The 25,120-nt window shown below is 41.4% G+C and carries 24 protein-coding genes and 1 pseudogene; 13 read left to right on the forward strand and 12 right to left on the reverse strand.

From position 1 onward, the window contains the following. Positions 1–45: 45 nt before the first annotated feature. The 4 genes and pseudogenes from I2I04_RS16750 to I2I04_RS16765 all read right to left on the reverse strand — a co-directional run bounded on the left by I2I04_RS16750 (position 46) and on the right by I2I04_RS16765 (position 3,240). Positions 46–402, reverse strand: coding sequence for a hypothetical protein (locus I2I04_RS16750; RefSeq protein ID WP_004310165.1), 357 nt, complete (start codon positions 400–402; stop codon positions 46–48). Between the two features lie 33 nt (positions 403–435). Continuing rightward, on the reverse strand, positions 436–708 hold the full coding sequence (locus I2I04_RS16755; RefSeq protein ID WP_004310164.1) for a hypothetical protein: 273 nt from the start codon (positions 706–708) through the stop codon (positions 436–438). A gap of 7 nt (positions 709–715) precedes the next feature. Further along, positions 716–992, reverse strand: a pseudogene (locus I2I04_RS16760) (hypothetical protein). A 508-nt stretch (positions 993–1,500) separates the two neighbouring features. Beyond that, positions 1,501–3,240: a ParB/RepB/Spo0J family partition protein gene (locus I2I04_RS16765; protein ID WP_008659497.1), complete on the reverse strand. Its 1,740-nt coding sequence runs from the start codon at positions 3,238–3,240 to the stop codon at positions 1,501–1,503. A gap of 48 nt (positions 3,241–3,288) precedes the next feature. Between I2I04_RS16765 and I2I04_RS16770 the strand changes: the two genes are divergently transcribed. Continuing rightward, on the forward strand, positions 3,289–3,525 hold the full coding sequence (locus tag I2I04_RS16770) for a hypothetical protein (RefSeq protein WP_004310161.1): 237 nt from the start codon (positions 3,289–3,291) through the stop codon (positions 3,523–3,525). Between the two features lie 269 nt (positions 3,526–3,794). Next, positions 3,795–5,114 carry an ATP-binding protein gene (locus I2I04_RS16775; RefSeq protein WP_004322072.1) on the forward strand — a complete coding sequence of 440 codons (1,320 nt, stop codon included), beginning with the start codon at positions 3,795–3,797 and terminating at the stop codon, positions 5,112–5,114. Positions 5,115–5,184: 70 nt separating this feature from the next. Here I2I04_RS16775 and I2I04_RS16780 read toward each other — a convergent pair whose 3' ends face one another. The 8 genes from I2I04_RS16780 to I2I04_RS16815 all read right to left on the reverse strand — a co-directional run bounded on the left by I2I04_RS16780 (position 5,185) and on the right by I2I04_RS16815 (position 12,146). Continuing rightward, complete coding sequence (locus tag I2I04_RS16780; protein WP_004310159.1) at positions 5,185–5,439, reverse strand: hypothetical protein; 255 nt, start codon at positions 5,437–5,439, stop codon at positions 5,185–5,187. A 6-nt stretch (positions 5,440–5,445) separates the two neighbouring features. Beyond that, positions 5,446–6,201 (reverse strand): ParA family protein, encoded by a 756-nt coding sequence (locus tag I2I04_RS16785; protein ID WP_004310158.1) that lies wholly within the window; start codon positions 6,199–6,201, stop codon positions 5,446–5,448. 238 nt (positions 6,202–6,439) lie between these two features. Next, positions 6,440–6,853, reverse strand: a complete 414-nt coding sequence (locus I2I04_RS16790) for a single-stranded DNA-binding protein (protein WP_004310157.1) — start codon at positions 6,851–6,853, stop codon at positions 6,440–6,442. Between the two features lie 782 nt (positions 6,854–7,635). Continuing rightward, positions 7,636–8,412, reverse strand: a complete 777-nt coding sequence (locus tag I2I04_RS16795; RefSeq protein ID WP_004310156.1) for a TetR/AcrR family transcriptional regulator — start codon at positions 8,410–8,412, stop codon at positions 7,636–7,638. A 569-nt stretch (positions 8,413–8,981) separates the two neighbouring features. After that, positions 8,982–9,554, reverse strand: coding sequence for a hypothetical protein (locus I2I04_RS16800; RefSeq protein WP_004310154.1), 573 nt, complete (start codon positions 9,552–9,554; stop codon positions 8,982–8,984). 5 nt (positions 9,555–9,559) lie between these two features. Beyond that, a complete protein-coding gene (locus I2I04_RS16805) occupies positions 9,560–10,174 on the reverse strand; it encodes a hypothetical protein (protein ID WP_004310153.1) in 615 nt (204 codons plus the stop codon). 112 nt (positions 10,175–10,286) lie between these two features. Beyond that, positions 10,287–11,666 carry a DUF5458 family protein gene (locus I2I04_RS16810; protein WP_004310152.1) on the reverse strand — a complete coding sequence of 460 codons (1,380 nt, stop codon included), beginning with the start codon at positions 11,664–11,666 and terminating at the stop codon, positions 10,287–10,289. Between the two features lie 12 nt (positions 11,667–11,678). Continuing rightward, on the reverse strand, positions 11,679–12,146 hold the full coding sequence (locus I2I04_RS16815; protein ID WP_004310151.1) for a hypothetical protein: 468 nt from the start codon (positions 12,144–12,146) through the stop codon (positions 11,679–11,681). A 167-nt stretch (positions 12,147–12,313) separates the two neighbouring features. Here I2I04_RS16815 and I2I04_RS16820 point away from each other — a divergent pair, with 167 nt between their 5' ends. The 11 genes from I2I04_RS16820 to I2I04_RS16870 are packed head-to-tail and all read left to right on the forward strand — an operon-like array spanning position 12,314 to position 24,985. Then, positions 12,314–12,736, forward strand: coding sequence for a GPW/gp25 family protein (locus I2I04_RS16820; protein WP_004310150.1), 423 nt, complete (start codon positions 12,314–12,316; stop codon positions 12,734–12,736). 7 nt (positions 12,737–12,743) lie between these two features. Continuing rightward, positions 12,744–14,519, forward strand: coding sequence for a type VI secretion system baseplate subunit TssF (locus I2I04_RS16825; RefSeq protein ID WP_138293791.1), 1,776 nt, complete (start codon positions 12,744–12,746; stop codon positions 14,517–14,519). Further along, entirely contained in the window at positions 14,516–16,954 is a 2,439-nt protein-coding gene (locus I2I04_RS16830; RefSeq protein ID WP_004310148.1) for an AAA family ATPase, read from the forward strand. Before I2I04_RS16825 ends, I2I04_RS16830 begins: the two co-directional genes overlap by 4 nt. Beyond that, positions 16,939–17,874 (forward strand): hypothetical protein, encoded by a 936-nt coding sequence (locus tag I2I04_RS16835; protein ID WP_005777320.1) that lies wholly within the window; start codon positions 16,939–16,941, stop codon positions 17,872–17,874. Before I2I04_RS16830 ends, I2I04_RS16835 begins: the two co-directional genes overlap by 16 nt. Positions 17,875–17,887: 13 nt before the next feature. Further along, entirely contained in the window at positions 17,888–18,766 is an 879-nt protein-coding gene (locus tag I2I04_RS16840) for a TssN family type VI secretion system protein (protein ID WP_004310146.1), read from the forward strand. Positions 18,767–18,769: 3 nt separating this feature from the next. Next, positions 18,770–19,918: a hypothetical protein gene (locus I2I04_RS16845; RefSeq protein ID WP_004310145.1), complete on the forward strand. Its 1,149-nt coding sequence runs from the start codon at positions 18,770–18,772 to the stop codon at positions 19,916–19,918. A 20-nt stretch (positions 19,919–19,938) separates the two neighbouring features. Further along, positions 19,939–20,436 (forward strand): type VI secretion system TssO, encoded by a 498-nt coding sequence (locus I2I04_RS16850; protein ID WP_004310144.1) that lies wholly within the window; start codon positions 19,939–19,941, stop codon positions 20,434–20,436. Then, positions 20,433–20,879 carry a type VI secretion system TssO gene (tssO, locus tag I2I04_RS16855; protein ID WP_004310143.1) on the forward strand — a complete coding sequence of 149 codons (447 nt, stop codon included), beginning with the start codon at positions 20,433–20,435 and terminating at the stop codon, positions 20,877–20,879. The genes I2I04_RS16850 and tssO overlap by 4 nt, the downstream gene beginning before the upstream one ends. A gap of 10 nt (positions 20,880–20,889) precedes the next feature. Further along, positions 20,890–21,831, forward strand: coding sequence for a PKD domain-containing protein (locus I2I04_RS16860; protein ID WP_004310142.1), 942 nt, complete (start codon positions 20,890–20,892; stop codon positions 21,829–21,831). Beyond that, a complete protein-coding gene (gene tssR / locus I2I04_RS16865) occupies positions 21,828–24,176 on the forward strand; it encodes a type VI secretion system protein TssR domain-containing protein (protein WP_008659499.1) in 2,349 nt (782 codons plus the stop codon). Before I2I04_RS16860 ends, tssR begins: the two co-directional genes overlap by 4 nt. 5 nt (positions 24,177–24,181) lie before the next feature. Further along, on the forward strand, positions 24,182–24,985 hold the full coding sequence (locus I2I04_RS16870) for a DUF5457 domain-containing protein (RefSeq protein ID WP_004310140.1): 804 nt from the start codon (positions 24,182–24,184) through the stop codon (positions 24,983–24,985). The last annotated feature ends 135 nt before the right edge of the window (positions 24,986–25,120 follow it).

Below are 25,120 nucleotides of genomic sequence, written 5' to 3' on the forward strand. Positions count from 1 at the left end.
CTACTAACTAATCTCTTCTTCTGGTTTATCAGGTGAGCTACCTGCTTAATAATTGGGTGAGTTGCTGATGGCAATTTTTTCGTATTCCTCTTTGTCAGTACCGCATTCAATTGCCCTGTCAATGACATCCCCTAACTCGTTGTAACAAACTTCTTCATTGACACACTCTGCATCTTTGCCTTTCAACAGATATACCTCATAATAGTCCGACCCATTAAGTGCAATAATGACGTATCCGGTGTGTAACAGTCCGTTTACTTTGATACGAAGTGCAGGCAGGTCTTTGAAGATGGTGGCTGCAAACTCTGCGATACCCCATGACATGAGGACGGGCATAGGGGTAAGTCCTATCAACTGCTCTTGAATGGTCTGTGCTATTTGTATTACATACTCTTTTTCCATAACTATGCTATTTTTAAGATGATTATTGTTTTTTTATTCGAACCATTCCGGGTTGTCCTTTTTCAGTTCGGCAACCAATTCTACGTCTGTCAGTCGCAGGTTTGCCATGTCGGTAAAGAAGAAAACCTCGTCATAGATTCTTTCGGCTTCCTTGCTTGCGAAGCCTTCGTTTTCATCGTTGAAACTACCGGGCTGAAGGGCATCAAGCAAGGTAATCGAGCCGATAAGGAGTTCTTCACCCTCGTTGGATTCCACCACACGGCAAGGATAGTTATTGCCGCCAAATTGTACTTCTTGTGTTTTCATACGCTTGTTATTTTAATGGGATATGCTTTCCATTTGTCTTGAGGTATTCCATAAGACACTTTGCTTCTTCATGTGACGCACGATTGCGGTCATCATAGCGACGTGTCTCATCCGGCCATCACAATGATGCACTCCTTAAACAATCTATAGAGGCTCTGTTGCAGTGTGGGGTGCATATCAGGTATAGCGGCTGCAAAACGCTTGGGATTGAAACTAAAACTATTCACTGCCATTTCCCATTCTTTGGCAAGTTTGTACTCTTTGCTTTCTTTGATGTTGTCCATTGTCATGAAATTTTAATGATTTATTTTTCTTCCCTCTGTTCGGTTCTATATTCTGTCTGAACCGCTTGGGATTTACAGATGCTTTACAGGACTGACGAACAAGCTACTTCCAACGCTTTTTTTGGAAAATTACTCTTTCACAGAAAGGAAGAATTTTATAAAAATGCACTTCAAAGCGATGGAATCAAGCGCGGCAGTCCACCTTCGCGTCTGGAAAACCAACCGGCGAGGACAGGAAGGAACCGGAGAAGGAATAAGATGGAAAAGATAAAAAGGAGGAAACTGATAGGTATAAATGAAGACGGGTGGCGGCGGGGTATCGGGAGGTAGCTATAAATGGGATAGAAAAGGCATAATCGCGCGGATGGCGGGTTTGCCCGGCAGACGCGCCGCCCGACAACGGTTTGGAGCAGTTGTCCGTGAACATCTTCACCTTAATCTAATTACAAATTAGGAACGAATAGAGGACAGATTACTCCACCCTCTATTCGTTGGTTACTGATTATGGTTAAGCTGCAATATCTTCCTCTTGTGGCTGTTCTTCGGTCTGCATCCCTACTTCGGATTGCTGTTTGTCAGATTGCTCCGCTTCCTGCTTTGCTTGTTCCTGCACCAAAAGAACGGCTTTTTTCTCTTCGATACGTTGGTGACGCTTCTCATACACTTCATTATGTCCGTTCTTGATGTCTGCCAACAGGTCGGGCATATGTTTTTGTGCGAAGTCAAGCAAGAGGGATGCAATGGCATTGTTGCCGTATGCGTTCTTGAAATTAGCAATTAGAAAATCCCTGCGAATAATCGCTTTCTGCTTGCTCGTGAGGTTGGCAATGATGTTTATCTTTTCTTCATCTGTAAGGTAGGAATAAGGCTTTTTTTCCTCGATACCTACCGCTTCGAAATGCTCTTTGCGGAGGGATGATAGCAAGAAGAAATAAATCATCTTGTCCTCGTCTTGCCCAAACTTGCAATCGGACATATCAACCTCCAAAATCTGTTTTTTTGTGTCCTCTACAGTCTTTTCAAGGGCAATTTCCTTGTTGCGTTTGTCTTGCTTTTCCAACTTCTCTACCGGTGAAAGCGTCTGCTCCTGTTTTGTGTCATTGGTAGTACAGGTAACTTTCGGAACATAACAGAGTACGATGTCCTTGCTCTCAATACGGAAATAAAGGATGATTTCACCTGCTTCACTTCGGGTACGGATTTCTTCGCATTCTTCCGTGTAATCGTTCAAATCCTGTTCGAACTCGCTCTGTGCCTGTTCGTATTCTTCGGTGGTGTCGTACTCATCTTTTCGGGGTGCTTCGGGCTGTTCGGGATATGCCTTTGCATAATAGTTAAGGCTTTCCACTTCGTAACCCATGGCGGTAAGACGTTCTACTACGGCTTCATTGCTGTTGAAACTTTCATAGCAGAGGGATACCTCAGGGCGTTCTTCCATAAGGCGCACGGCTTTCTCCGTGAGATATGCTGCATTCATTTCAGCAAGGCAAGTACGATTGGCGCAATTTCCGCAACCACCCTCGCAAAATAACATCATATTATTTGTATTGTGAGGACACGACAGACAGAGGGTCTTGTCAAATGCGTATCGCTCCAAGTCGGTGGTATATTGCCGTTCGATGTTCCGTGCAACATCAGAGGCTTTCATTCCTCGCCAACTATTGTACTGCACCCCCTCTTTAAGATGCTTGTTGTACACCTCTTTCTGAATATCTTCCCCATAACGGCAAATTTCGCTCGCTACGCTGATTGTGATTTCGTCCTGTTCCAAAAGCTGTGCGATTTCGGGCATTAAGGAAACGAATTTAAGGCGTGTGCGGATATAGCTTTCGTTTTTACCGAACTGCACCGCCAAAGACTGCACATCGTGGCGACCACTATCAATGAGCTTTTGGTAGGCATTTGCTTCCTCTATCGGGGTAACATCCTTGCGCTGGAGGTTTTCAGTTACCGCCATTTCTTCGGCAACTTCGTCTGAAATTTCCATAACGACAGCCGGAATGTCTTCCAATCCTGCCATGAGGGAGGCACGATATCGGCGTTCTCCAAAAACAATCTCAAAGCGGTTGTCTTCTATTGGGCGTACTCCAATAGGCTGTAACACACCCTGCTGACGAATACTCTCGGAAAGTTCTGCAAGGCTCGCTTCGTCAAAATTCTTACGTGGGTTGTAATTGCTCGGCTGCACGTTTGCCAATGCTACCATTGTGATGTTTTTCTCTACTGATTGAATTGCTGTTGCTTCCATAATCATAAAAATTTAATTGGTTTTAATATTTAATTTTTTATTTTCCCTTTGTTCGGTTCTCTTTTCTGCCTGAACCGCTTGGGATTTACAGATGCTTTACAAGGACTGACGAATAAGCGATTTCCGACGCTTTTTCCGGAAAATTACTCTTTCGCAGAAAGGAAGAATTTTATAGGAAATGCACTTCAAAGCGACGGAATCAAGCGCGGCAGTCCACCTTTGCGTCTGGAAAACCAACCGGCGATGGCAGGGATGGACCGGATGAGTGGCATTAAAAGAATATAGAAAAGGAAGAATACGCTGAAAGGCGGATGGTAAAACGGATGGAACTATAAAGGGATGATTAACGATACAACGGGACAAGCGGAAGGACGTAAGACCAGACGGTGTAAAACAGGAATGGAACTTACCAGATAAAAATCCTTTGAGCCATTTCGCTAAATAAATCTGTATCAATTGCCTGTTTTACCAGAAATTTGCATTATTTTTGCAGTAACGAAACAGCCGTTTCGGAAACAGCCGTTTCGGAAATAGCAATAAAAAAGGATAAGGATATGAGATTTTTTGACAGGACAGAAGAAATAGCCTCTCTTCGCAAGATTCGCGAAATGGCCAAAAACAATGCTCAGTTTACAGTGGTAACGGGACGTCGCCGTATCGGTAAGACATCACTCGTGTGGAAGGCATACGAGGACGAACCGATTCTCTATTTCTTTGTTGCCCGGAAAGCCGAAGGCGATTTGTGTGAGGACTACCGGCTTGAAATAGAGAACAAGTTGGGGGTCCCAACCATGGGGCGGGCCGAACACTTCACTGATGTGTTCGAGTACCTGATGAAACTTTCGGCAGAACGTCCCATCACACTCTTTATCGACGAGTTCCAGGAGTTTTTCCGTGTGAACAAATCGGTGTTCAGCGATATGCAGCGCATCTGGGATCTATACAGCCCGAAGTCCCGTATTAACCTGATTGTCTGTGGTTCGATTTATTCCATGATGACAAAGATATTCAAGGATAAGAAAGAGCCGTTGTATAACCGGCAGTCGCGCTTTATGACTGTGCGTCCGTTTACCCCAACTGTTCTGAAAGATATTCTTTCGGAATACAACCCCGGCTACACGACGGAAGATCTGCTGGCCTTGTACGCTTTCACGGGCGGTGTGGCGAAGTATGTACAACTACTCGTGGATGCAGGAGCAACAGCCAAAACGACTATGCTCGACCAGATTATAAAGGCCGACTCCATATTTTTGGGCGAGGGTAAAGCGATTCTTATCGAAGAGTTCGGCAAGGATTACGGAATCTATTTCTCCATACTATCGGCCATTGCACGAGGAAAAACATCCCGTTCGGAAATTGAAAACGTGGTAGGCAAGGAAATCGGCGGTTATCTTACCAAGCTGGAGAAAGAATACGAAATCATATCGAAGAAGCAACCGCTGTTCGAGAAGAGTTCCGCCAAGAATGTCCGGTATGTCATCGAGGATAATTTTTTCACGTTCTGGTTCCGCTTCATCTACAAGTACAGCTATATGCTGGAGATAGAGAACTATGGAAGTGTGAAGATGATTATAGGTCGGGATTATGAAACTTTCAGCGGTCTGATGCTTGAACGTTACTTTAAACGTGTACTGATAGAACGGCAAGTCTATACGCGTATCGGAGGCTGGTGGGACCGCAAGGGTGAGAACGAAATAGACATAGTAGCTGAAAACGAACTGGACGATACGGCGACATTTTTCGAAGTCAAACGCAAGGCCGAAAATATCGACATGGAAAAACTGGAAGCGAAAGCAGCCGCTTTCATGCGTGCAACGGGAGAGTTCAAAGGTTATTCCCTGTCATACAAAGGGTTGTCAATGACTGATATGTAGCAATACATATCGGCATAACGTACTAACAGAAGTCACAGATTTAAAAGAACGGGAAGCGAGGGACATACCCTCACTTACCGTTTTTTTCCAAATACTCCTTCATCGCCTCATTTACAATGTCTCTCAATGACATATTCTTCTCAATAGCAAGGAATTTCATACGCGTATGAACACTCTTGTCGATAACGAAATTGCAATGTACCGCAGGCTCTTTTTCAGTTTTAAGTGGTGTGGCTTCCTTCTTTTGCGGAGATTTCTTCGTGGATGACAGCAATCCGTCCAGTCCGCTTTTCATACTGTCTTTCAATAAATCACTCTTGCCCATATTGTCTTATTTTAATTTCAAAACCTCTTGTGCTAAAGCCATATAATCTTTGGCTCCATTGCAGTTCTTATTGTACTCAAAGACGTTCTTTCCCTTTATAGGAGCTTCGGCCAGTGCCACATTGTCCCGTACAATCGTTTTGAACACTTTGTCACAGAAAGAGTCATTGATAATTTCAGCTACGCTCTTGTTGAGTGTCTTGCGCTTGTCAAACTGGGTAATAACAATGCCACCAATACTCAGGTTCGGGTTCAGGCGTTCCTTGACAATCTCAATTACGCTTGTAATCTTCGCCATTCCGCGCATGGCGAGGAATTGTGCCTGCACCGGAATAATCAGAAAGTCCGCTGTGGTAAGGGCATTGAGTGTCAGCAAGCCCAGTGAAGGTGGACAGTCAATCAGGATGTAGTCAAACTTCCGACTGTCAAGCAATTTCGCAATCAGGCCTTTCAGTATCAACTCACGTCCCGGCTCGTTTATCAGTTCGGATTCTGCCGCCGACAGGTCGAGACAGGACGGCACAACAGCAAGTCCGTTCTCCAGTTCGATAACCGGTAAGGGATATTCACCTCTCATTGCCCCATACACCGTTTGTTCTTCCTCAATGGAGAGACCACACGATTCTGTAAGATTTGCCTGCCCGTCCATGTCGATAGCCAGTACACGCTTTTTCTTCTGTCGCAAAGCAGCGGCAAGATTGATGGTGGTAGTTGTCTTGCCAACCCCACCCTTATGATTCAAAACAGCTATAATTTTTGTCATAATTTGATGTCTTTATATGCGATACAAAGATAATACTATTCTTAGTAAATACTATAATTAGTATATACTATTTTACTAAAAAAAGTATTTTAGTATTTACTACTATACTAAAATACTAATAAACTAAATGTAGTAAGTACTACTTTCAGTAATAGCTAACTTACTAACTTCCTACTTTACTATAATTAGTAAATACTACATTTAGTATTTGTTGTTGTTCAATACTATATGCACATCATCAGAACGGCAAGTCTTCCTTGTCCTCTTGCGGCATAGCTACCGGTGGTACAGGTGCATTGCTTGCGGCATCCGTCGGACTCTCTGCTTCTGAAGTTGTACCCTCACGCTTTCCGGTATTGATGAACTCCAATGCGTCTGCCGTAATGGATAGTTGAATCTGACAGTTTTCATCCTTATCCTTCCACAGTGAAGCCGAAAGTGTCCCTTCAATGAGCAGTAACCGTCCTTTGGTAAGATATTCGGATAGTCGAATATGGTTCTCTTTCTTACTCCGTACCCTTACCCAAGTAGTGATGCTGTTTCCATGTGAATAGTCATCTACCGCAATATCAAATGCAATGAATGAACCGTGTGCTCCAGTAATAACCTGGCAATCCTTGCCAATGCGACCAATTGTGTGAACGTATAACATAATAAATTCTTTTTGTGGCAGGTGGTTAATCCTACCGTTACCTTAGTTTATAAATATTCTTTATTTCCCTCTGTTTGGCCTGTTTGCGACCTCCGGGATGATTTTTTCTGCATCCAAAGGCGGCAGGAACAATCTGGCAAGGCTGAAGAGGAAAAATACGCTCACCAGCGGAGAGGAAGATTTTTGCGCTTCACTTGCGGCTGAATGCCGGCATTGACATGACTGGGACTGGCGATTACCTTTGCGGAAAAATTCAATCCACGGCAGGTTGCACGGCAGCAGAAAAGCGATAAATAGAAGTATATAAAAAAGGAATAGAAAACGCTAAAGCAGGGAATAATAAAACAGGAGAACGGACATGCAGGACTAAGATCCAAAGACTACCTTGAAACTGTGAATAGTGATATAGTTATATCATTCCGCAATTTCAAGTCTGTTCGTGTACCCTTTGAAAAATAACTTGACGCACTTTATGTAACGCGCTACACAAAGCGTGTCAGATTTTTCTTGTAGCAGGCTATCAGTCCTTATACAAAGGGATATAGAAAAAAATTATAAAAGTAACCGACAATAGCTAACGTCAAATACCCCTTGCTCCAATGACCTGATTAGACTATTAAGTCCATAATCACTTATATGTTCATGGATACACACGACGGCCATACAGATAATGACCGCTATTAATACAAAGTATCCGGATAGGGATTTACGCAGCAATGGAGCTTTGCGAATATTTTATGGTATTCTACTTATCAATATGATATGTACTATAAATAAAATTTTTAGCTTTCCTTTGAAAGTTCTCGTGAATTTCTATGGCTATTTGAAAGTAACATTTTTAAGTCATTTTTATTGATGCCCATGTATTTACATATTTTAAACTCACTTATGCCGTCTGATAACATTTCTTGAGCTGCTTTTCTATTCCTTTCATACGCTTCCAGTTTGTCAAAAATGGCATCTGTTAGAAAATCTATCCATTCGAAAAAGACCTTTTCCCCTTCTTGAGTACTAAAATCTATTGTACAGGTTTTCGCACACCTCCTATGAAGTATCAGATAATAAATTCCTCCAATCAGATTCGCCATAATAGCTTTAATATTGATTTTCGCCGGTTTAAACAGATTGTCATAAAACGCAATCAAATTTAGATTCATAATATCCCGTGTTTCTGCTGTTCTCTTTGTCGTTTCATTAATAACCGACATTTCATAAAGTAACAACTTTTGCATTACAGTGTTATCAGACAAGTTCCTATAAAGGGTCTTGAATGTTTCCGCAAAAAACTTTTTAGGTCCCAATATGTTCAGGCTGGAAACGTCAATAGTATCATTGATCCAGAAATCATACTGCTTGGCAAGCCTGTCGTAAAGGTTTTCCATTGAGCCGTATCTTCTATAAAACACATTAGCTTCTATGTTTGCAGCTTTCATCAATGCACTCAAATTGACATTACCAAAACCATATTCAGCTACAAGCTTTTCAAGTTCGGATATTACCTCCTTGTCTATTTGTTCATTTGTCCTCCTATTTCGAGCTTTCTTTTCTTTCTGTTTCACTATTATATAGTATGTTATAAAAATAAATCTGCAAAAATCAGTAAAAGGAAATATTTTTATTTTAGCTTTCGATAAACTTCTTCTTTTCTGAATTGACGATAATATCCCAAGGTAGGCTGTAAGTATTTATACAGCTATTCCATTCTCTTTTCATTTGTTTTGATATAGAGCAATTGGGTCTGTTGCAAATATACATTTTTATGCTTTACAAACAATAGACAGAATATAAAAACTACGTTTACCAATAAATTTGCATTTCAATAATAGACGTATTAATTTACTTATTTATTGCTATATTATAGGAAAATCTCCAATTTGAAAAAAGAACACTCACTACACGAAGAAAACTTGCTGCACATCTACATTAAATCCCTGATAGTTTCCGGTTGCGATAAGAGAAGTCAATTTAAATGAGACCCTAATGATTTCATATAAAGAAAACTTCATGTTGGATTATTCATGTGAGAATTATAAGAATGAAGAAGCATTATATATCGAAAAATGAAACTCTATTTTTTCTTTGAAAGAGGATGTATTACGTTTTATATTCACTGTGTAATGACATCTTATTATTTTGTTGAGAAGTGTTCTTTTACAAAGAATTTCGAAAAGGATAATACATCATCAAAATCATAGAACATATTATAAGTTACGGCTACTAAATAATCAGCTTCCACAAAAACAAGACACATAACAGGAGCCTCTGATATAATATCAATAATCGCATAGTCCTGTTTTTTTAATTCTTCTATTTTTGAGGTTATGGGGGCATGACTCTTTATATTAGATAGAATATTGATTTCTATAGAGTAATATTGTATATTTTTCTTTGATTTATTTGGGACTTTAATGAGATAATGCTTACAACAATATCCGATCTTAGCCAACTCTGTCTGTTCGTTCACATTATTACAAAAAGCGTTTAAAATAGGAGAGATTATGTATTTATGAGACGAGACAAATAAAGCAGTATCTTTGGAATTAGTATCCTCATAGACAATATTATTATCCCAACAATAATTGAAATTTTCAAGTACCTTATATGAAAACTTATCAGATATACTATCGCTACAGATTGCAGCAGCATGAAGATATGCACACATACAAAATATAGTACATAGTATATATTTTATGTTACACATAAATCTTATCTCCTTTTTATACTAACTTCTTTATAAAAATTCGCTTTAATATTGGGTGGAGTAGCATATTCAATTTCTATATAAAGTTTTTTATAAAAAACTAATTCAGAAATTGCACTATCCGCATCAACTTGAGTTGACCCCGATAATTCTTTTACTTGATCTTTAAACTCACTAAAACTTCCTATTATTTCAACGCACCCTGCTGCTCCCCATCCAATATGAGTAAGATCTTCAGGACCAGCGTGAATGTAAAAAGTTCCTTTTAGAACTATTGCACCATTATGTTGAGAATATGTATTATGTACCTCATAGGCTTTTTTATATTCTGGTGCAGGCTGCCTATTGAGCTTATGCAAGCCACTATTAACCCATCCAATTGTTTTATAAGAACTAAAATTTGGTGGGTTATAATACGGCATGAAGCGTAATGCTTTCCATGTATATTTTACACTTTGACCTTTATCATCAGTACCTTTGATATAGACATAATATACAGGGACTCCATAGAGCTCTATTTTGCTATTCTTATCCATATCACTGCATGGATAAGATTTTGCATAATAGGTATCCCCAGTTTTTGTACCAGAAATAATAATATCCACATCTCGGAGTTTCATATAAGTAAAGATTTCAATAATAAGACATATAATTTCAGCAACACATGACCCTGATAAATGATTTACAGATGGGCATAACTATGCCCATCTGTAAATTTAAAATTATTCAATACTATTCTTGATGATATTCGCTTTCCCAAATAGCATCTTCCGGATTATCGCCTTTATGACCGGCAAGCTGTATCACGAAGCTTTTTGCCGGGAAATACGGTGTGATGTGGATGTCAAGAAGCACACGGTCTTTCTGATTCGGGTCTTGTTCAATCTTCATAACCTTGAAGCGTTCGATGAGTTTGTTCGGTCCCATTACACTATCGAGGAATTTCACAACCTGACCACGTAAATCTGCTTCCGTGCGAGTAGTCCAATTTTCAAATGCCCGACGGTTCAGGAAGTCAATCAGTACCTTCGTTATATAGTCGAATACACGAACTACGGAGTAGGTCTGCAAGCCAAGATTATCTCCATTAAATAATGTCTTGGCGGAGAAAGCCATAACCTTGCTGTACTCGTTCACCATCGGCACAAGACCCATACGTTCAAGCTCGGAAATCTCGCTCTTGCGAAGGTCGAAGCGTACACTTTCTACTTCATTAAGTCCACCAAATTTCTTTCCGGCTACTACCTGAGACATTAAGGTGTTGTATATTTTTCCGGCAAGTGAAGAAGATGGCGGAATATAAAGATTTTCTTCTTCTCCAACGCTTTCCTCTCTTTGACGACCAAGCAACCAGTTACAGGTCATAATAGTATTCGATTTGAACACATCTCCACTCGTATGATTGGCATTGAAGAATATATCTACTACATCGTCCGGAGTTTCGAGGTCTTGGAAGTCTGTAACAAGAAAAACCTTGTTCTCGTATGCCATTTTAGACCACTTATCCAAAATGGCATTTGAGCCTATATATCCAGGAACGACAAGCAAGGAGTAGTTGCGACGCAGGTCAAGACGGTCAAAATTCTGTTTGAGTTCGTTGCTAATGTGGTCAGCGAAAATGGTATTGTCCAAATCCTGAAGCTGCTCCATGGTCGCATTGACAATGGTGACATTCTTCACCTTATCACTTTCCGTGTTCTTGTAAAAGAACGCAATAGTGCGATATGCGCTTTCAAGTTCCCGTGTCCTGGCAAGAGCATTCTTCAAGTTATGATTAAGAAGGTTCTCGGCGTTTTCTGCGGTTTCTTTGGCCTTGTCCCGCATTTGTTCGGCAGTGTCATTCTCACGTAAGAGTTTGAGCCATACGCTTAAGCGATTAACCAAGGCCTTACGTTCATTTTCCCACTGTTCATCCGTGAGGAAGATGTTGCGACGGGCCTTTCGTGCCGGATTAAGATTGGAATACCCATCTATGATATTTTCAAGAAAAGCGAAGCCACCAAATTCTTTGAGTTTGTCTATTGCCGATGCAGATGACTTTTGCGCCTGTTGTGATACGACTTTCTGTGAGGTTGTCGTACTGGCTGTCTGTTGTTGAGTTTCCTGCTTCATCTTAGTAAAAGATTAAAGTTCTACTTTCTTTTGATTTGCCAGAATCTCCTCGATTGATGATTCAATCACGTCCATAATGGCATTTTTGACTTCCGGATTTTCAAGTGCTTTCTGTAAAGCGCGGTTGGAAGTAAGCTGGCGAGTTATTCTGACACCCTGCTCTTTCTCAATGTCAAGTTTACTCAAGAAATCACTCTTCTCTTTAATCTTCTTGGCTCCGAAGTCTCCAAGTCCGGTGAATGTCATGATTTCCTTGATTTCATTACCTTCCGCATCCACGTGGCATAAGTCAACTGTTGGTTCAAAACGTTGGAACACATCTTCAATGGTTTCCAAACCATACACGCTTTCCGGAGCCGCAGGAGCTTCATCTGTCAGTTTTTGAACTATCAAAGTTCGGTTGGAGGGGATTTCCGCGATGGATTCGTTCGCATCGACTTTTACTTCGTTGCCTCCAATTCCATAATTGTAGATTGCCATAGAATTTACTTTTTAATATCATACTTTTTTTATAGCTCTCTTTTGGTTTTGTGACCGTGCGCAATATATGAATTATTTCTGAAACCATCAAATTTTTAGGAGCATTTTATTGGCATCTAACAAGGAAAAGAGTATATTTGCGAAATAGAATAAAATAAAAGAATAGTATGACTTACCTGAAAATGCCATTACAATTGCAATCGGCTGTTGCCAAGAAATTGCAAAGGTGTTCCTATCAGGAATCGATAGCCCAACACATCATGCTACTGATTCTTTCTCACCATGGGGAAGTTATCGGCCGAGAAGACTTTGGTTCCATGATATGGGACCTTGAGTTCAACCAACTTGTGAAAATCAGCGATTGGGAGGAAGGAGTAAAAAACTCCTTAATAAAAACGATAGAGAAATATGAAAAGAGACTACGGAATGTAGATGTGAACGTTACCCTTTTGGAAATAGAAGAAGAAAATATAGATAAAGTATCTCATATCCGAAGAAAGGCACAAATAACGGTGACCGGAATAATGGATAGAACCAACGAGAAATTCAGTTTTAACACCTCATTATATATAAGCCCTTTATCACAATAATCGAACTATGTCAGACAAGAAACAAATTGCAATAAAGGAACGAATATTAAAGCAGGCTATGGAGTTTTGGGGTGTATCCGATATACGCGATATGGACCCCGTGATAGATTTGCTGCTTGAAGTTTTTGCCCATGAGTCCAACAAGCTGCATCAAGAAATAGATCAGTCCGATTCACGGATACTTCACCGCCTGTCCAGAATACTCATAGGAAACAAATGGTCGCTGCCAAAGCCGGCCCATGCGCTTATGACTATTACCCCCAATCATGGGGAATGTTGCGAACTTGATGCCGAAGATCACTTTTATGCAGAGAAAAACATATTTGGCAAAGGGGATATTCAAGTCTTTATAACCCCTTTGTTTTCCTATAAACTGGTTGATGCAAAAGTCAAAGCAATCGCATACAACGATAGTATAAGGCATTCAACCGATAGCTTTAGCACTCCAACACGCTTCCTTGGCCCTAAAAACCGGATAGCGGATTATTGCGTCTGGGTCGGGCTGGATGTGTCTAAAGAAGTCCTGCAAAACATGGACTCTGTAATGTTTTGTATCAAGTCTTCCGATATGGGGTTACTTCCGTTTATGAATATGGCTTTCTTCTATGACTGCACAGGAAACCGATTGAATGCAAAAACAGGCCTTCATGTTGAAGATCCATATAGTAATGCGCACTACTTTGATGAAATCCGCGATTTTTATAGTGACCTATATTTTAATGTGAGTATAAAAGATGCTTCCAAAGAGAAACATACCTACCGAGAAATGTTTCCCGGTTATGTGGCCGACTGCGAGGTCCCAGATGACTCTGAGAATCTCTTTTGGGTCAAGATAGTCTTTCCGGAAATATTCACGAAAGAAAGTCTTGAAAATCTGGAAGTATATTTGAACACATTTCCGGTTGTAAACAGACAAATCGTTTACAAACAGCATAATTTCCGTTCCACCGGACGAATTATACCCCTGAAATGTCCGGGCCGTACACAATTCTTGAACATACGCTCGTTTCAAGACAACACAGGCCGGGAATATGTAAACCGACTGAACCAGTATGAGGAAAATCCGACAGGTATATTCAGCCTGTATTTTGGCGACCTTGAACGATTTGATTCGGACAGTGCCCGCTCATTAATTTCAAAAGTGTTACAATTAATGAAAGAAGACGGGAGTGCTTTTGCTTCAATGAATCCGGATGCACTTTCGACGCAGCTCAAAGAGTTGTTCAACAAGATAAATGATATAGAGAAAGGATTGGAGGCCACGCTAAAAGGAGATAACAAAATAAAGGCCTTTGTTTTAAGTGTCCCCCAAAAGGATGCGACCAATGCCGAGATAAAATATTGGGTGACTTCCGGATCTTTGGCGAACGGTTTCAATGAACGCACACTGATACAACAATTCAACATAGAAAAATATGACGCTTCAGGCATCATGTTGCGCACTTGTATGCAAGGAGGAACAACGCATGATAGCGAACAGGAACTTATTAATAGTTTAAGGTATGGTCTGTTGTCCCGGGAACGGATTATATCTAAAGAAGACATCAAAAGCTACTTGTTGCACAAGCTGGGAAAACATGTTGAATCAGTCGAAGTCGGTAATGGCGTGACTATATCTCCTGACAGCAAAAAAGGATTAATCAGAGTGACAGAGGTCAAGATAAAGTTTGGACAATTTGATAAAGATGAAATTCCCAATCTGGAAGAATTGGCCCATTATCTTGAAAAAGATTTGACTGAACGCTCTGTATGTAATTCAAACTATAAAATCAAATTCGTATGAATGATAGCAATTATAGCCCAAGTTTGGTGTCTGCCCTTAAGATAGCAAGAGGAATGGCACTTCAAGACAAGCATAACACGTTCGGCGTGTCACATCTTGTCATGGCCATGTTTGCAGAAAACACGGGTCTAAAGGAAATTTTATCCTCGATGCAGAAGGATGTCGGCTACATAATGGAATGGTTTGACACCCACCGCGAAATGTATAGGTCCAGTGGTACTTCCACAGAAGAAGTGGAACCTGATGAAGAACTGTCAAAGGTTTTGGATGAATCCGAACGGTCTAAAATTAAATTAGGAGCGGATTCCATAGACTCCATCTGTGTGTTTACCGCCATATTGCGTGAAGGTGTCGTGTATTCGCATCAGCAGATAGAGATGCTGGATGTTTCGGAAGATGACATATTGTCCCACTACAATGCCCTTACCCCGTTGCATTCTTATCAAGGAGAGGAAATGCAGATAACAGCAAGCGTTCCTTATGCCGACAACCTAAAAAAGCAAGAAACCATCAATGCCGGTGGCTTTGTCGTCGGTAGGGAAAAAGAGGTCCGTACTATTTTAGAATGCCTCGAACGCTCAGAGAACAAGGGCATACTGATTGTCGGTGAATCCGGTATCGGGAAGAGTTCCATCATTAACGCCTTTGTCAAAGATATCTGTGAGAATGAAGACGAGATGTTAAAGCAAATATCTATTGTCGGACTCAATACGGCAAAACTGCTCGCATCAACCTCGTCTGAAACGGAGATAGCACAAAAAGTTGTCAATCTGATGCACAAGCTCAACCAATTGGAACAAGCTGTGCTGGTGATTGATGATTTACAGGTCCTTTTGGAGAACAGCGTATCAGGCAAAGCATCCACACTTATCAACATATTAAGTGCGCAAATCAGCGAGGGAGCCGCAAATCTTGTTCTCACACTCACGAACGATTCTTACCGGAAGAACATCGAAAAGCATCCGATAGAAGGGCGTCTTGATATCATAAAGATTGAAGAACTGGATACGGCTACACTTGAAAGTGCCATACAATTACATAAAAAAAGGATTGAAAACTATTACGAGCTGAGAATTTCAGATGCGTGTATTAAAGATTCAATCGCACTCTCCAAACGATATTTTAAGGAACGCAGCCTGCCATATGCCGCCATCGACCTGCTTGACAGAACCGCTGCTGCCGTCCGGCTATGCAATAAGAATGCACGAGCCAGTGTATCTGATTTGGAAGCGGATTTTGAGGAAATAAAGAGTCTCGACGAAAAAATATCTGAAGGGCCGCTTTACTTACTATACCGTTCTGTATTCAGCAAAATCAGTGTCGTATTGACCACCAAACTGTCAGACAACTATGTATGGGATAAAGAAGATGACATCGCGATAAAAGCAGGACGTTTGTCGGGCATCATCAAAGAATTAAAGGCACTATCCGACCAGTCTATTGAAGAGATACGCTCTTCGGAAATAGAGGCGATTGTAGCGGAGTGCACCAATATACCTATCGGAAAAATACAAGCCCGCGAGAAGGATCGACTTTTGAGCATCGAGAGCAAATTGCAAGAACGGGTCAAAGGACAGAACCGGGCCATTACGACTTTATCAGATGCCATTATAGAATCACGCAGCGGACTGAGTGACCCCAAGAAGCCTATAGGTTCATTCTTCTTCCTTGGCCCTACCGGAACGGGAAAAACAGAACTCACAAAATCACTGGCCGAGTTACTGTTTGATGACGAATCAGCCATGATCAGATTTGACATGTCCGAGTTCAAGGAAGAACATTCGGCTGCATTGCTGTATGGTGCACCTCCGGGATATGTAGGATATGAGGAAGGTGGTTTACTGGTCACTCAAATCAGACAGAAACCTTATTCGGTAGTGTTATTCGATGAGATTGAGAAAGCCCATAGCAGCGTTTATGATGTTTTCCTGCAAATGATGGATGAAGGCAAGATACATGATAAACTGGGCCGGGAAGGAGATTTTTCAAATTCCATAATCATTTTCACCTCCAATATCGGAAGCCAGTGGATTGTGGAACAAATACAATCCGGACATACTCCTGATTCCGGAAAGCTCATCGAGGTTATGGCACAGTATTTCCGACCTGAATTTTTGGGACGTCTCACCGAGGTGGTTCCGTTTGCGCCAATAGATGAAAATGTCGCCAAACAGATATTCAACCTCCATTTTGGAAGATTGCAAGAACAACTGATGAAACAGAAAAACATCCAGTTGAATTTGTCGGATGAAGCATTGCAACATCTGGCAAACAAAGGGTATTCTCCCAAATACGGCGCACGTCCGATAGCAGGAGTCATAAGAACTTATATCAAGAAGTCCGTATCTCGTCTGATTGTCTCTGAGCAAATCAAGTCGGGTGACAACATCGTCATAAACTATCGAAACGGTGAACTGATATGGGAACAATGTTAGCGCAAAAGAAACCCTTGGAAAGCATCCAACGCAGTCAGGCAATAAATTTTGTCGCAGAAATCTTTTATGATGAACTTCAATTTATTCTTGACCGGCGGCTGTTGGACCATACTATGGTTAATTGCCATGGTATGAACAGTCGTGTGAAATCCAGAGATGTATTAAGTGTTTCGGTACAGCATATCGCGGCGACAAATGCCGACAAAGAATATATATTGCTGAATCTGGCAAGAAACAGCATCTATCATCAATTGCCGGAATTACTATTTCATCCATTGGTGCTTAGCACACCGGGCATGAGCAACAAGGAGATAGTTGAAGCCATCCGAGCCAATGAAAAACAGGATAAAGAGCTTATACAATTCTTTGCACCCTTTGATACAGAGTTTTTCAAAGAAAAGGTCCGTATCAATAACCGCCATCTGAATTTCTTTTCAGACCCGGACTCCAAGAAGAACTTCATCAAGATGATTGAAGTTATGGAAAATGTCGAACTATCCATTACTTCCCATCAGAAATATAAGCTGTTCCTATTCCTCTGCAATGCAGAACGGTATAAAGAGAACCTGCCTGCTATCGAGCAACTGCTTCTTATCGTTTTGGGATTGAAGGTGAAACTGCGACTGGAAGTCCATGAGATTGATGAAACGGTTTACCTTTCCGTCGGTTCCGGATGTGTCGGACAGACATTAGGCCTTAATGGTCTAATGATAAGCGAAACCGATGATTTGACGGCGACAATCATCCTTGATACTCCGACAGATGACTATGAGGAGGTAAAAACGCATCTATCCAATGTCCGCCGGATACTTGAATTTTTCATCCTTTCAACAAGAAATATCGAAGTTGATTATCTGGTACGTGGAGAAACGGATTTTATACTCGGAGAAAACCGATTAGGATATAATATGAACTTATGAAAAATCTAATAATATGAAGATATTGCTATATTTCTTTGCACGTTATTTATTGGCTCCATTATTTGTAGCCGTGATGATATTTGTCTTGACCGGAATAAAAACGATCAAGAGCAAACTTAGCCTGAAGAAATTAATCATATTCATTCTTCTGGCTTCCATTGCCGTCGCTTTACCCAGCCTGTTCGGTTTCCTAAAAAACGAATACGTCTGGGGAGGCTTGACATTCACGATATTGTCCTATATCCTCCTTGGAGCATTGTTCTGCAAACTGTCAACCTCCGATTTGTTCGGAGCAATCGGTATTGGCAGTTCCCGAACAGCGGTCATTCTCACTCTAACCACAATATGCGCTTTAGGCGGATGGTGCTACTATCTGCTGTTTGAACTGATAAGCAAGCTACCTTATTCGCTATGGAACACAACAAATATCCTATGGTTTGCAATCCCATATCTGATTATGTACAGCAGAACCCTGTTCCTGGACATCCCGCACCCGATATATACCCCATGGGAATTGAGCTATGGTACCTTTGACCGGAAATATTGGGACAACATAGACAACTTCGGCTTCCGAACGGTCAAAGTCAAAATCAAACGGAATATAAAAGACCCGACATACGCTTCGTTGGTTGTCCGCCTGCCCAATGAAATATCTCTTGGGAATTGGTTCAATTGGGTTATCGAAGACCAAAACAGGCGTTTCCCCCAAAACAAGATTGAAACAGAGAAGGAAGATATGCAAATCGGATGGATGTTCTATACCTCAAAATGGTTTAACTTCCCGTTGTTCATAAGAATACTTGACCCCACTCTGACGAGTGAGAGCAATAAGATTAAGAATAATCAAACGATATATATCCGGCGTGTACAAGTAGAAACAAAAACATCATAATATATGAAAACACTAACATATTTGCCTGTAAACTGGGTCAATGGTCTGAAGCTGACCAGTCAGCATTTCTTTGCAAACCAATATTGCCAAACGGAAGCTCTCAACCGCGAAGCAGGAAGGAGTCTGACCAGTTATAACTATGGTCTTGGAGAGGTCCTTGAAGGGATAGGTGACAATCTTGAAATAGAGATTTCAGGTGATACCATGTCCACTCTCTGTGTCCGCCTGAAAAGCTGCAACGCTATCACCAAAGGCGGTCTGCCCATCGTTTATTACGACGGTTTATACGGGGATGAGAAACCCTGTGCAACCATTTCAGAATCCGGTCTGCAAGCCGAGGACAGCGAGTATATGGTACTAATATCCGTAGATCCGTATCACTTGATACCTGTCGGTGAACCGGACCCGGAAGAGGTGCCTTTGCATCACCCGTATGTCTTGCCGAGCATAAAACTCCATATCGTTCCCAAAAACCAAGTCAACAAATCTTTCTACAGCCAGAATTTTTTGCTGGTGGCAGAGGTATGCAGACAAGGGAATACCTATAAAATCAATCATCAATATATTCCACCGGTACAACATTCCGCTTGCCACGATGGGATTAAAACATTCATTTCCCAATTGGCACGTACCCTACAGTCGATAAAAGAAGACGTGAAACTCATTTACAGCAGGAATGTTGCTGACAAGCGTAGAGATACGCTTGCCAATAATACATTTGAGCTGTGTAAGGCTTTCTCGGCCTTTTACAACTCAAGAATCTTCTTTATCGAACAAATCGCCTTAGAGCAACCGCCGATATATCTTGTGCAGGCCGTGAATGAGCTTGCAAACGGTCTGAACTCCGCTCTTCAAAGTCTTTCCGAAACGGAAAGAGAACAATTGCTCCAATACTTCTATGAGTGGACCAATGTCACACCCTCTGAATTTATCACGAAGATAGAGAGCCTAACCAAGCTTATGTATGACCATACCAATATAAACCAATCATTGCAGACGGCAGGGGCATTTGTGACACTGCTCAGCAATATGTTCCACAAAATGAGTGAACTGGAATACATCGGAATGGTTCGTGAGAATATTATAGTAGGAGACGAAAGTCACGAAACAATAGAGGCTCAAAAGAAACGATCATGGTCGTTTATAGGTTGAGCGATTAAATCATAGCAAGTATGGAAGCAGAAAACAAAAAAGCTCGTTTGAAAGCGAAGCTCCGATTTACTTTGGTATTCGCTATCGCACTGATTGTGACCACAACCGGAGGTATCGTAACGATTGTGACTGCACAAAAAGGAATATCCCTTCTTGAAAGCAAGAAGGCCGAATATGACAATGTGTTCAAGAAACAGGCAGAACTTAACTTCCAGATAGAAGAATTGTTCCGGGACTTGAACAATCTGAAGACCAAGCGGCGAAATTCGAGTGAACACAAGCACATGCAAAAATTGATAACCAAAAAACGGTTATTAATGGAAAATGACATTGCAATGCAGGCCGATAAAAGCAAGTACGAAGTGTATAAAGCTATGCTTGAACAGATCCGTGTCATCCAATCATCAATGGATGACCTTGACCGCGAAAGCAAAAAGCGTGAAAGCAACATGGAGCAACTTGAAAAGTGTAGAATCAAATATCAGGAATTAACCAAGAATAAACTGACGAAGCCATGACAAAAGACGAAATGCTATGGGGAAACATCCGTTTCCTCCTGCTGCTGATTTTCTCAGTAGCCGCAATTTATATCATACTTTGCCGGTATATACTCAACGTACCGACAGAGGACAGTTCGGAGTTGATAAACGAAATCAACCATTCCGAACGCATTTTTGAAATCCAGCATACACATATGCAGCAAGCGCAGAACATCTGGAATGAGATTGACTCTCTGGACTTCAACATTCATCAAGTACAAAAGATGGACGAGGTGAAGGATGGGATTTACCAATTGCAGCATATATACAAGGAAAACAATATGAATACGAAATTCCTTTTCGGCGTGTTGTCCTCCAGAATGCTTAAATGCCAATTCGACATAAAAGAGGAATTGAACAGTCTGGTACATAACAATGCACTGATTGAACGGGATTTGGAAGAATGTAAAGCCAATTTATAAAACATTCGCAATGGATAATAAGAAAACTATAACAATCATCATATTGGGACTGGTTGCCATGGCAGGTATCCTTTTGTTTTTGTTCCTGCCTTCGAAGTCGCACCTTGCCAATATTGACTTTTATGTGTATGACACCAATGATAATTTTCATTATGAGGTCAATGAGCGGTTGGAGCTATTAGTCAACGATACGGCAGCGATTAAAGGCAAGCGGCTCATTTGGGAAATGGGAAACGGTGATACACTGATGAGAAATACGGATGTGTCATACACTTACCGTAAGGCCGGCAAATATCTTATTACTTTGAAAATAGACGGAAAACACTCCGTAAACAAGTATATCAAAGTTATCTCAGGGCTGGAGCATGAGGCCATTGATTCCATACCCCGTATAAATGGAGTGTCAGAGGGTTATCAAGGTGAAGAGCTGGTCTTTTCGGCAGAAGGCTATGGTATGGACACATGGCTATGGGAATTTGGAGAAAGCGGTACTGTGGACGCATACGAGCAGCAAGTCGTGTATTCGTATGATATTCCGGGAGAATACACCATCTCATTACAAACCAATACGACGAAATATCCGGTGAAGCACCGTATAACCATTCTCCCACGCTTTGAAAAAGCAGAGGAACTGGTCACGGTGGATTCGTTGGTACTGGTACAGAATGATATAAAAAAACACTTGCAAGCCATAGCTGACGCCAAAGTCTCACAAAAGTCGGTCTATTACGAACATACGAATTATATCCGTAACAAATATTTTTGCATTGATGCAGACCAGGTAGTGGTCGTCATCAATGATGAAAAATACAATGACTTCAACGGCTATTGTCAAGGACTGCATTTTCTTGAAAGCAACAGGAAAAAGCGTGTGAGTATTGATGATGTAAAAATTGACGATTTGAATTGCGTCAAGTCCATCCATGTGACACAAAGTTATATTGAAAAATGAAACAACTGAATCTCATACGAAATCTGTTTTCTGTGGCCGTGATGATTACTCTTGCGTGCAACGTATCTGCCCAAGTGTCCATCCGCGACAGAATACAAATAATGGATAGGGATATATTCAATTATCCGGAATTAACAGAAGCTCCTGTCAAAACAAAGAAAAGCAAGACAAACAGAATTGTCTATTCGGACAGGACTGGAAATCAAAGTTATGAAGACCCGTATTTCCAGCGTAAGCGGTCTTCACACGGGATTGGCACACCCTATTACATAGTAGGTGAAAAGAACGGAACCTACAAGCTCGTTCAGGCTGACCCAGACATTACAGGCAAGCCCAAGTCGATAATAGGTTTCCTGTATAACAGCAAGAGACACTTTAAGGAACCCCGTAAAGTCAATTATGCCGGATGGATACCATCGGAAAATGTACTGATGTACGACCATGCCCGTATCAATCCCCGCAACAACCAGCCGATAAGGTACCGTATAGGCATAAACAGCATTAACAAGCTGTTCGATATCCATCAATTCTTCAATGGAGATACCCTGAAAATATACGGAGAGCCGTTTTTGAAAACAACAACGGATGCGGTAGTTGTCAGCGGAGAGGTTGTTTACCTATACAAGTTAGACAAGAGCGGCAAATCCGCATTGATTTCCAATGTTCCCGCATTATCAGACAGTACCAAACGCTTTTTAGGGTGGGTTCCCGCTGACCTTCTTGCAGAAGTCGGCCAAAATGAGGTGTATCATATTGATTATTCACGATACCGTGATTCTTTGTTGTGTGCTGTCAACCTAATGTATCCCGATACGTTGGCATTACATAATGCGAATATTCAGGGTACGATGTTGTTCAACCTGGATGGAAACCCGGCAGGGCCTATGACGAATGGGAATATCCGGCTGAACTATCCTCTGTCCGTCTGGGACAAGAACTGGAATAAGATTATCAATATCAAAGGCGGAGACATCATGGTTTCCGATGTCCGAAAGATGGAAGCGGAAACCAAAAACGTGAACATACATGTACTGTTCAATGATGCCGACCTACCTTATCTATCCCCATATATCAATGTGCTACAGAACCTAAAGCTGAAAATGAAGCCCGAATATGACTACACTTTCTCAGCAACTTGCATATCCTCCAACGGAGAAAACAGACATTTGGCTCCAACCAAGGACTTTTCAGCCTGGCTCGACTATATCAAACAATCCATTTCTTCCAAGCGGAAAAACGAACAAGAGGAACAATCATCGTTTTACGGTTTTGGCGGGGCTATCAAACAAATCTCCCGTTATGATAACGAAAGCCGTTTCAGCAACAATGTATTTGTCATTTTAGGGTCAAAGCAAACTTTATCCTTGCACGAGCAACAACTCTCGTGGCTGGCAACCCAACCGGCAAGGCTTCTGTTTGCCCAGATAGACAGAGCATCAGGCACTTCTTATCAGGACTTCCTATTGCAGGCCAAATCTATTCTGGACAGCCATTCTACGAAATACATAGACCATATATCCAATTATATCGCAGACAGCAGACTGGTAAAGACGGAGCTGTTCAAGAACATAGAAGCTACGGATGCCAACTTATACCTGTATGATGCTCCATACAACAGCCTTACGGTAGGAGGAATCTTATTCCCTAAAGGTAGAAACAGACTGGAAAGCAACGCTTTGGAAACAGCCTTGGATTCCGTATTATGGCAATCTTTCGAGACGGACAGCCTACTGTTGCACTCACTTAAAGATTATGAGCGAAATATAGGTGTCCTAAGAAGCCGTCCCACATCCGAACTGACGCATATATTCCATCATACGGAAAATCCTGACAGTATGAGCCTTGACGATATAGATAGAAACAGCGTGAATGACACCTACTATATAAAGGCCTCCGTAGCGGACAGTATAATGGACGGGTACGAATATGGATATCTACTCGATGACAAGGAAGTGATGGAACTGCTGCAAAGCTACAGGGGACTGCTCCCGGAGTTCTCAGATAACATAGGGAAAAAGGAGCTAAGAGTGCTTCGCAAGCAATTTAACCGGCAAAAGAAAAGCATAAACAGAAGTTTCTATCGAAAAGTATTGCCCAGAAATCCATATTTGGCTCAAATCTTCTATTGTAAGACGGGAGTCATGGCCAATGACAGCCTTTTAAATTCAACAAAGGTGAAGAAACTAAAGAAAAGAAAGGTTGAACTGACGGACTTTAATAGTGGCTATACAACCTTGATTTCAAAGATGAAGAGACTGGAAGACATATATCAACGCAACCTTTTCAGACCTGTATTCATCACCGGCAAGAAATATTATTTTATTCCGAAACAATTAATACTGTAAATAAAATGGAACCAACAAGAGAACAACTACAGGCAGAGATTCTTGAAATCCTATATCAGAAGTGCCTCCAGAAGCCAATATGGGTATCTTGTGCAGAAATATTTTGGAGCATCAGCAACCTCAAGGTATCAGAACGGAGTGTCAAGGACGTTCTTGACTGGCTGGTAAAAAACGACCTTGTAATTTATCAAGCGGATAAATACCAGATTGCCAAGCGCGAATTTATGGATATATCAAGACGTAAGGCTCTTGAGAAAAAAGAGACCGAAGAAAATGCCGAAGTCCGGACTGTAGAGTATGGAACATCCATTCCGCCTCACACGATGAACCATCATCCATGGCTTGAACGAGAGTACCAACAACCTGTCGCAAAATCATCAAACACAATGTTTGCCATCATAGCATTAATAGCCTTTCTGATCAGCGGCACACTTGTTGGCATACTCCTGTTCAACAGCTTCGCAACGGAACGGCGCAATAATGCAGAACTGACATACCTTCCGGACAGCATACAGGTTCCCTCGTTACAGGTTAGCACGCCCGGATATATCCGTGACGCATATACGACCAACCGCAACTTCAAGAACATCCAAACTTCGCTGGAGACACAGCAACGGATTAATTCTGAACTTATGGATATCTGCAAGGCACAACAATCCCAGATTAATATACTGACAACTTGCTCCAAACAACAAGCGGCGGACATCGAACATTTGGAAAAGGAACGGAAGATCTACACATGGATGATTGCCCTTGCACTCCTGGTATTAAGTTCATTGCTCATCTGCCGATACGGGCGTAAGAATTAGGACATACGCAAACATTCAGACTACATAGTCAATCTGCTAACGGTATCTGCCACTTTCATGCGGTGGATATCGTTTTTATGCATTCCGGCAGCAGTTTACTTTCCGGCGGTTTCGTCCGTTCTTGATGAAACTTCT

The sequence above is a fragment of the Bacteroides sp. 1001136B_160425_E2 genome, assembly GCF_015559655.1.
Taxonomy (GTDB): Bacteria; Bacteroidota; Bacteroidia; order Bacteroidales; family Bacteroidaceae; genus Bacteroides; species Bacteroides luhongzhouii.

Bases quoted from the DNA above. Each gene is read 5' to 3' on its own strand.
- I2I04_RS16775 (WP_004322072.1), top strand. From the start codon at position 3,795: ATGAGATTTTTTGACAGGACAGAAGAAATAGCCTCTCTTCGCAAGATT.
- tssR (WP_008659499.1), top strand. From the start codon at position 21,828: ATGAAACAACTGAATCTCATACGAAATCTGTTTTCTGTGGCCGTGATG.
- I2I04_RS16785 (WP_004310158.1), bottom strand. From the start codon at position 6,201: ATGACAAAAATTATAGCTGTTTTGAATCATAAGGGTGGGGTTGGCAAG.
- I2I04_RS16835 (WP_005777320.1), top strand. From the start codon at position 16,939: ATGGGAACAATGTTAGCGCAAAAGAAACCCTTGGAAAGCATCCAACGC.
- I2I04_RS16800 (WP_004310154.1), bottom strand. From the start codon at position 9,554: ATGTGTAACATAAAATATATACTATGTACTATATTTTGTATGTGTGCA.
- I2I04_RS16790 (WP_004310157.1), bottom strand. From the start codon at position 6,853: ATGTTATACGTTCACACAATTGGTCGCATTGGCAAGGATTGCCAGGTT.
- I2I04_RS16870 (WP_004310140.1), top strand. From the start codon at position 24,182: ATGGAACCAACAAGAGAACAACTACAGGCAGAGATTCTTGAAATCCTA.
- I2I04_RS16820 (WP_004310150.1), top strand. From the start codon at position 12,314: ATGACTTACCTGAAAATGCCATTACAATTGCAATCGGCTGTTGCCAAG.
- I2I04_RS16825 (WP_138293791.1), top strand. From the start codon at position 12,744: ATGTCAGACAAGAAACAAATTGCAATAAAGGAACGAATATTAAAGCAG.
- I2I04_RS16805 (WP_004310153.1), bottom strand. From the start codon at position 10,174: ATGAAACTCCGAGATGTGGATATTATTATTTCTGGTACAAAAACTGGG.
- I2I04_RS16840 (WP_004310146.1), top strand. From the start codon at position 17,888: ATGAAGATATTGCTATATTTCTTTGCACGTTATTTATTGGCTCCATTA.
- tssO (WP_004310143.1), top strand. From the start codon at position 20,433: ATGACAAAAGACGAAATGCTATGGGGAAACATCCGTTTCCTCCTGCTG.
- I2I04_RS16780 (WP_004310159.1), bottom strand. From the start codon at position 5,439: ATGGGCAAGAGTGATTTATTGAAAGACAGTATGAAAAGCGGACTGGAC.
- I2I04_RS16830 (WP_004310148.1), top strand. From the start codon at position 14,516: ATGAATGATAGCAATTATAGCCCAAGTTTGGTGTCTGCCCTTAAGATA.
- I2I04_RS16755 (WP_004310164.1), bottom strand. From the start codon at position 708: ATGAAAACACAAGAAGTACAATTTGGCGGCAATAACTATCCTTGCCGT.
- I2I04_RS16765 (WP_008659497.1), bottom strand. From the start codon at position 3,240: ATGGAAGCAACAGCAATTCAATCAGTAGAGAAAAACATCACAATGGTA.
- I2I04_RS16845 (WP_004310145.1), top strand. From the start codon at position 18,770: ATGAAAACACTAACATATTTGCCTGTAAACTGGGTCAATGGTCTGAAG.
- I2I04_RS16815 (WP_004310151.1), bottom strand. From the start codon at position 12,146: ATGGCAATCTACAATTATGGAATTGGAGGCAACGAAGTAAAAGTCGAT.
- I2I04_RS16750 (WP_004310165.1), bottom strand. From the start codon at position 402: ATGGAAAAAGAGTATGTAATACAAATAGCACAGACCATTCAAGAGCAG.
- I2I04_RS16850 (WP_004310144.1), top strand. From the start codon at position 19,939: ATGGAAGCAGAAAACAAAAAAGCTCGTTTGAAAGCGAAGCTCCGATTT.
- I2I04_RS16860 (WP_004310142.1), top strand. From the start codon at position 20,890: ATGGATAATAAGAAAACTATAACAATCATCATATTGGGACTGGTTGCC.
- I2I04_RS16810 (WP_004310152.1), bottom strand. From the start codon at position 11,666: ATGAAGCAGGAAACTCAACAACAGACAGCCAGTACGACAACCTCACAG.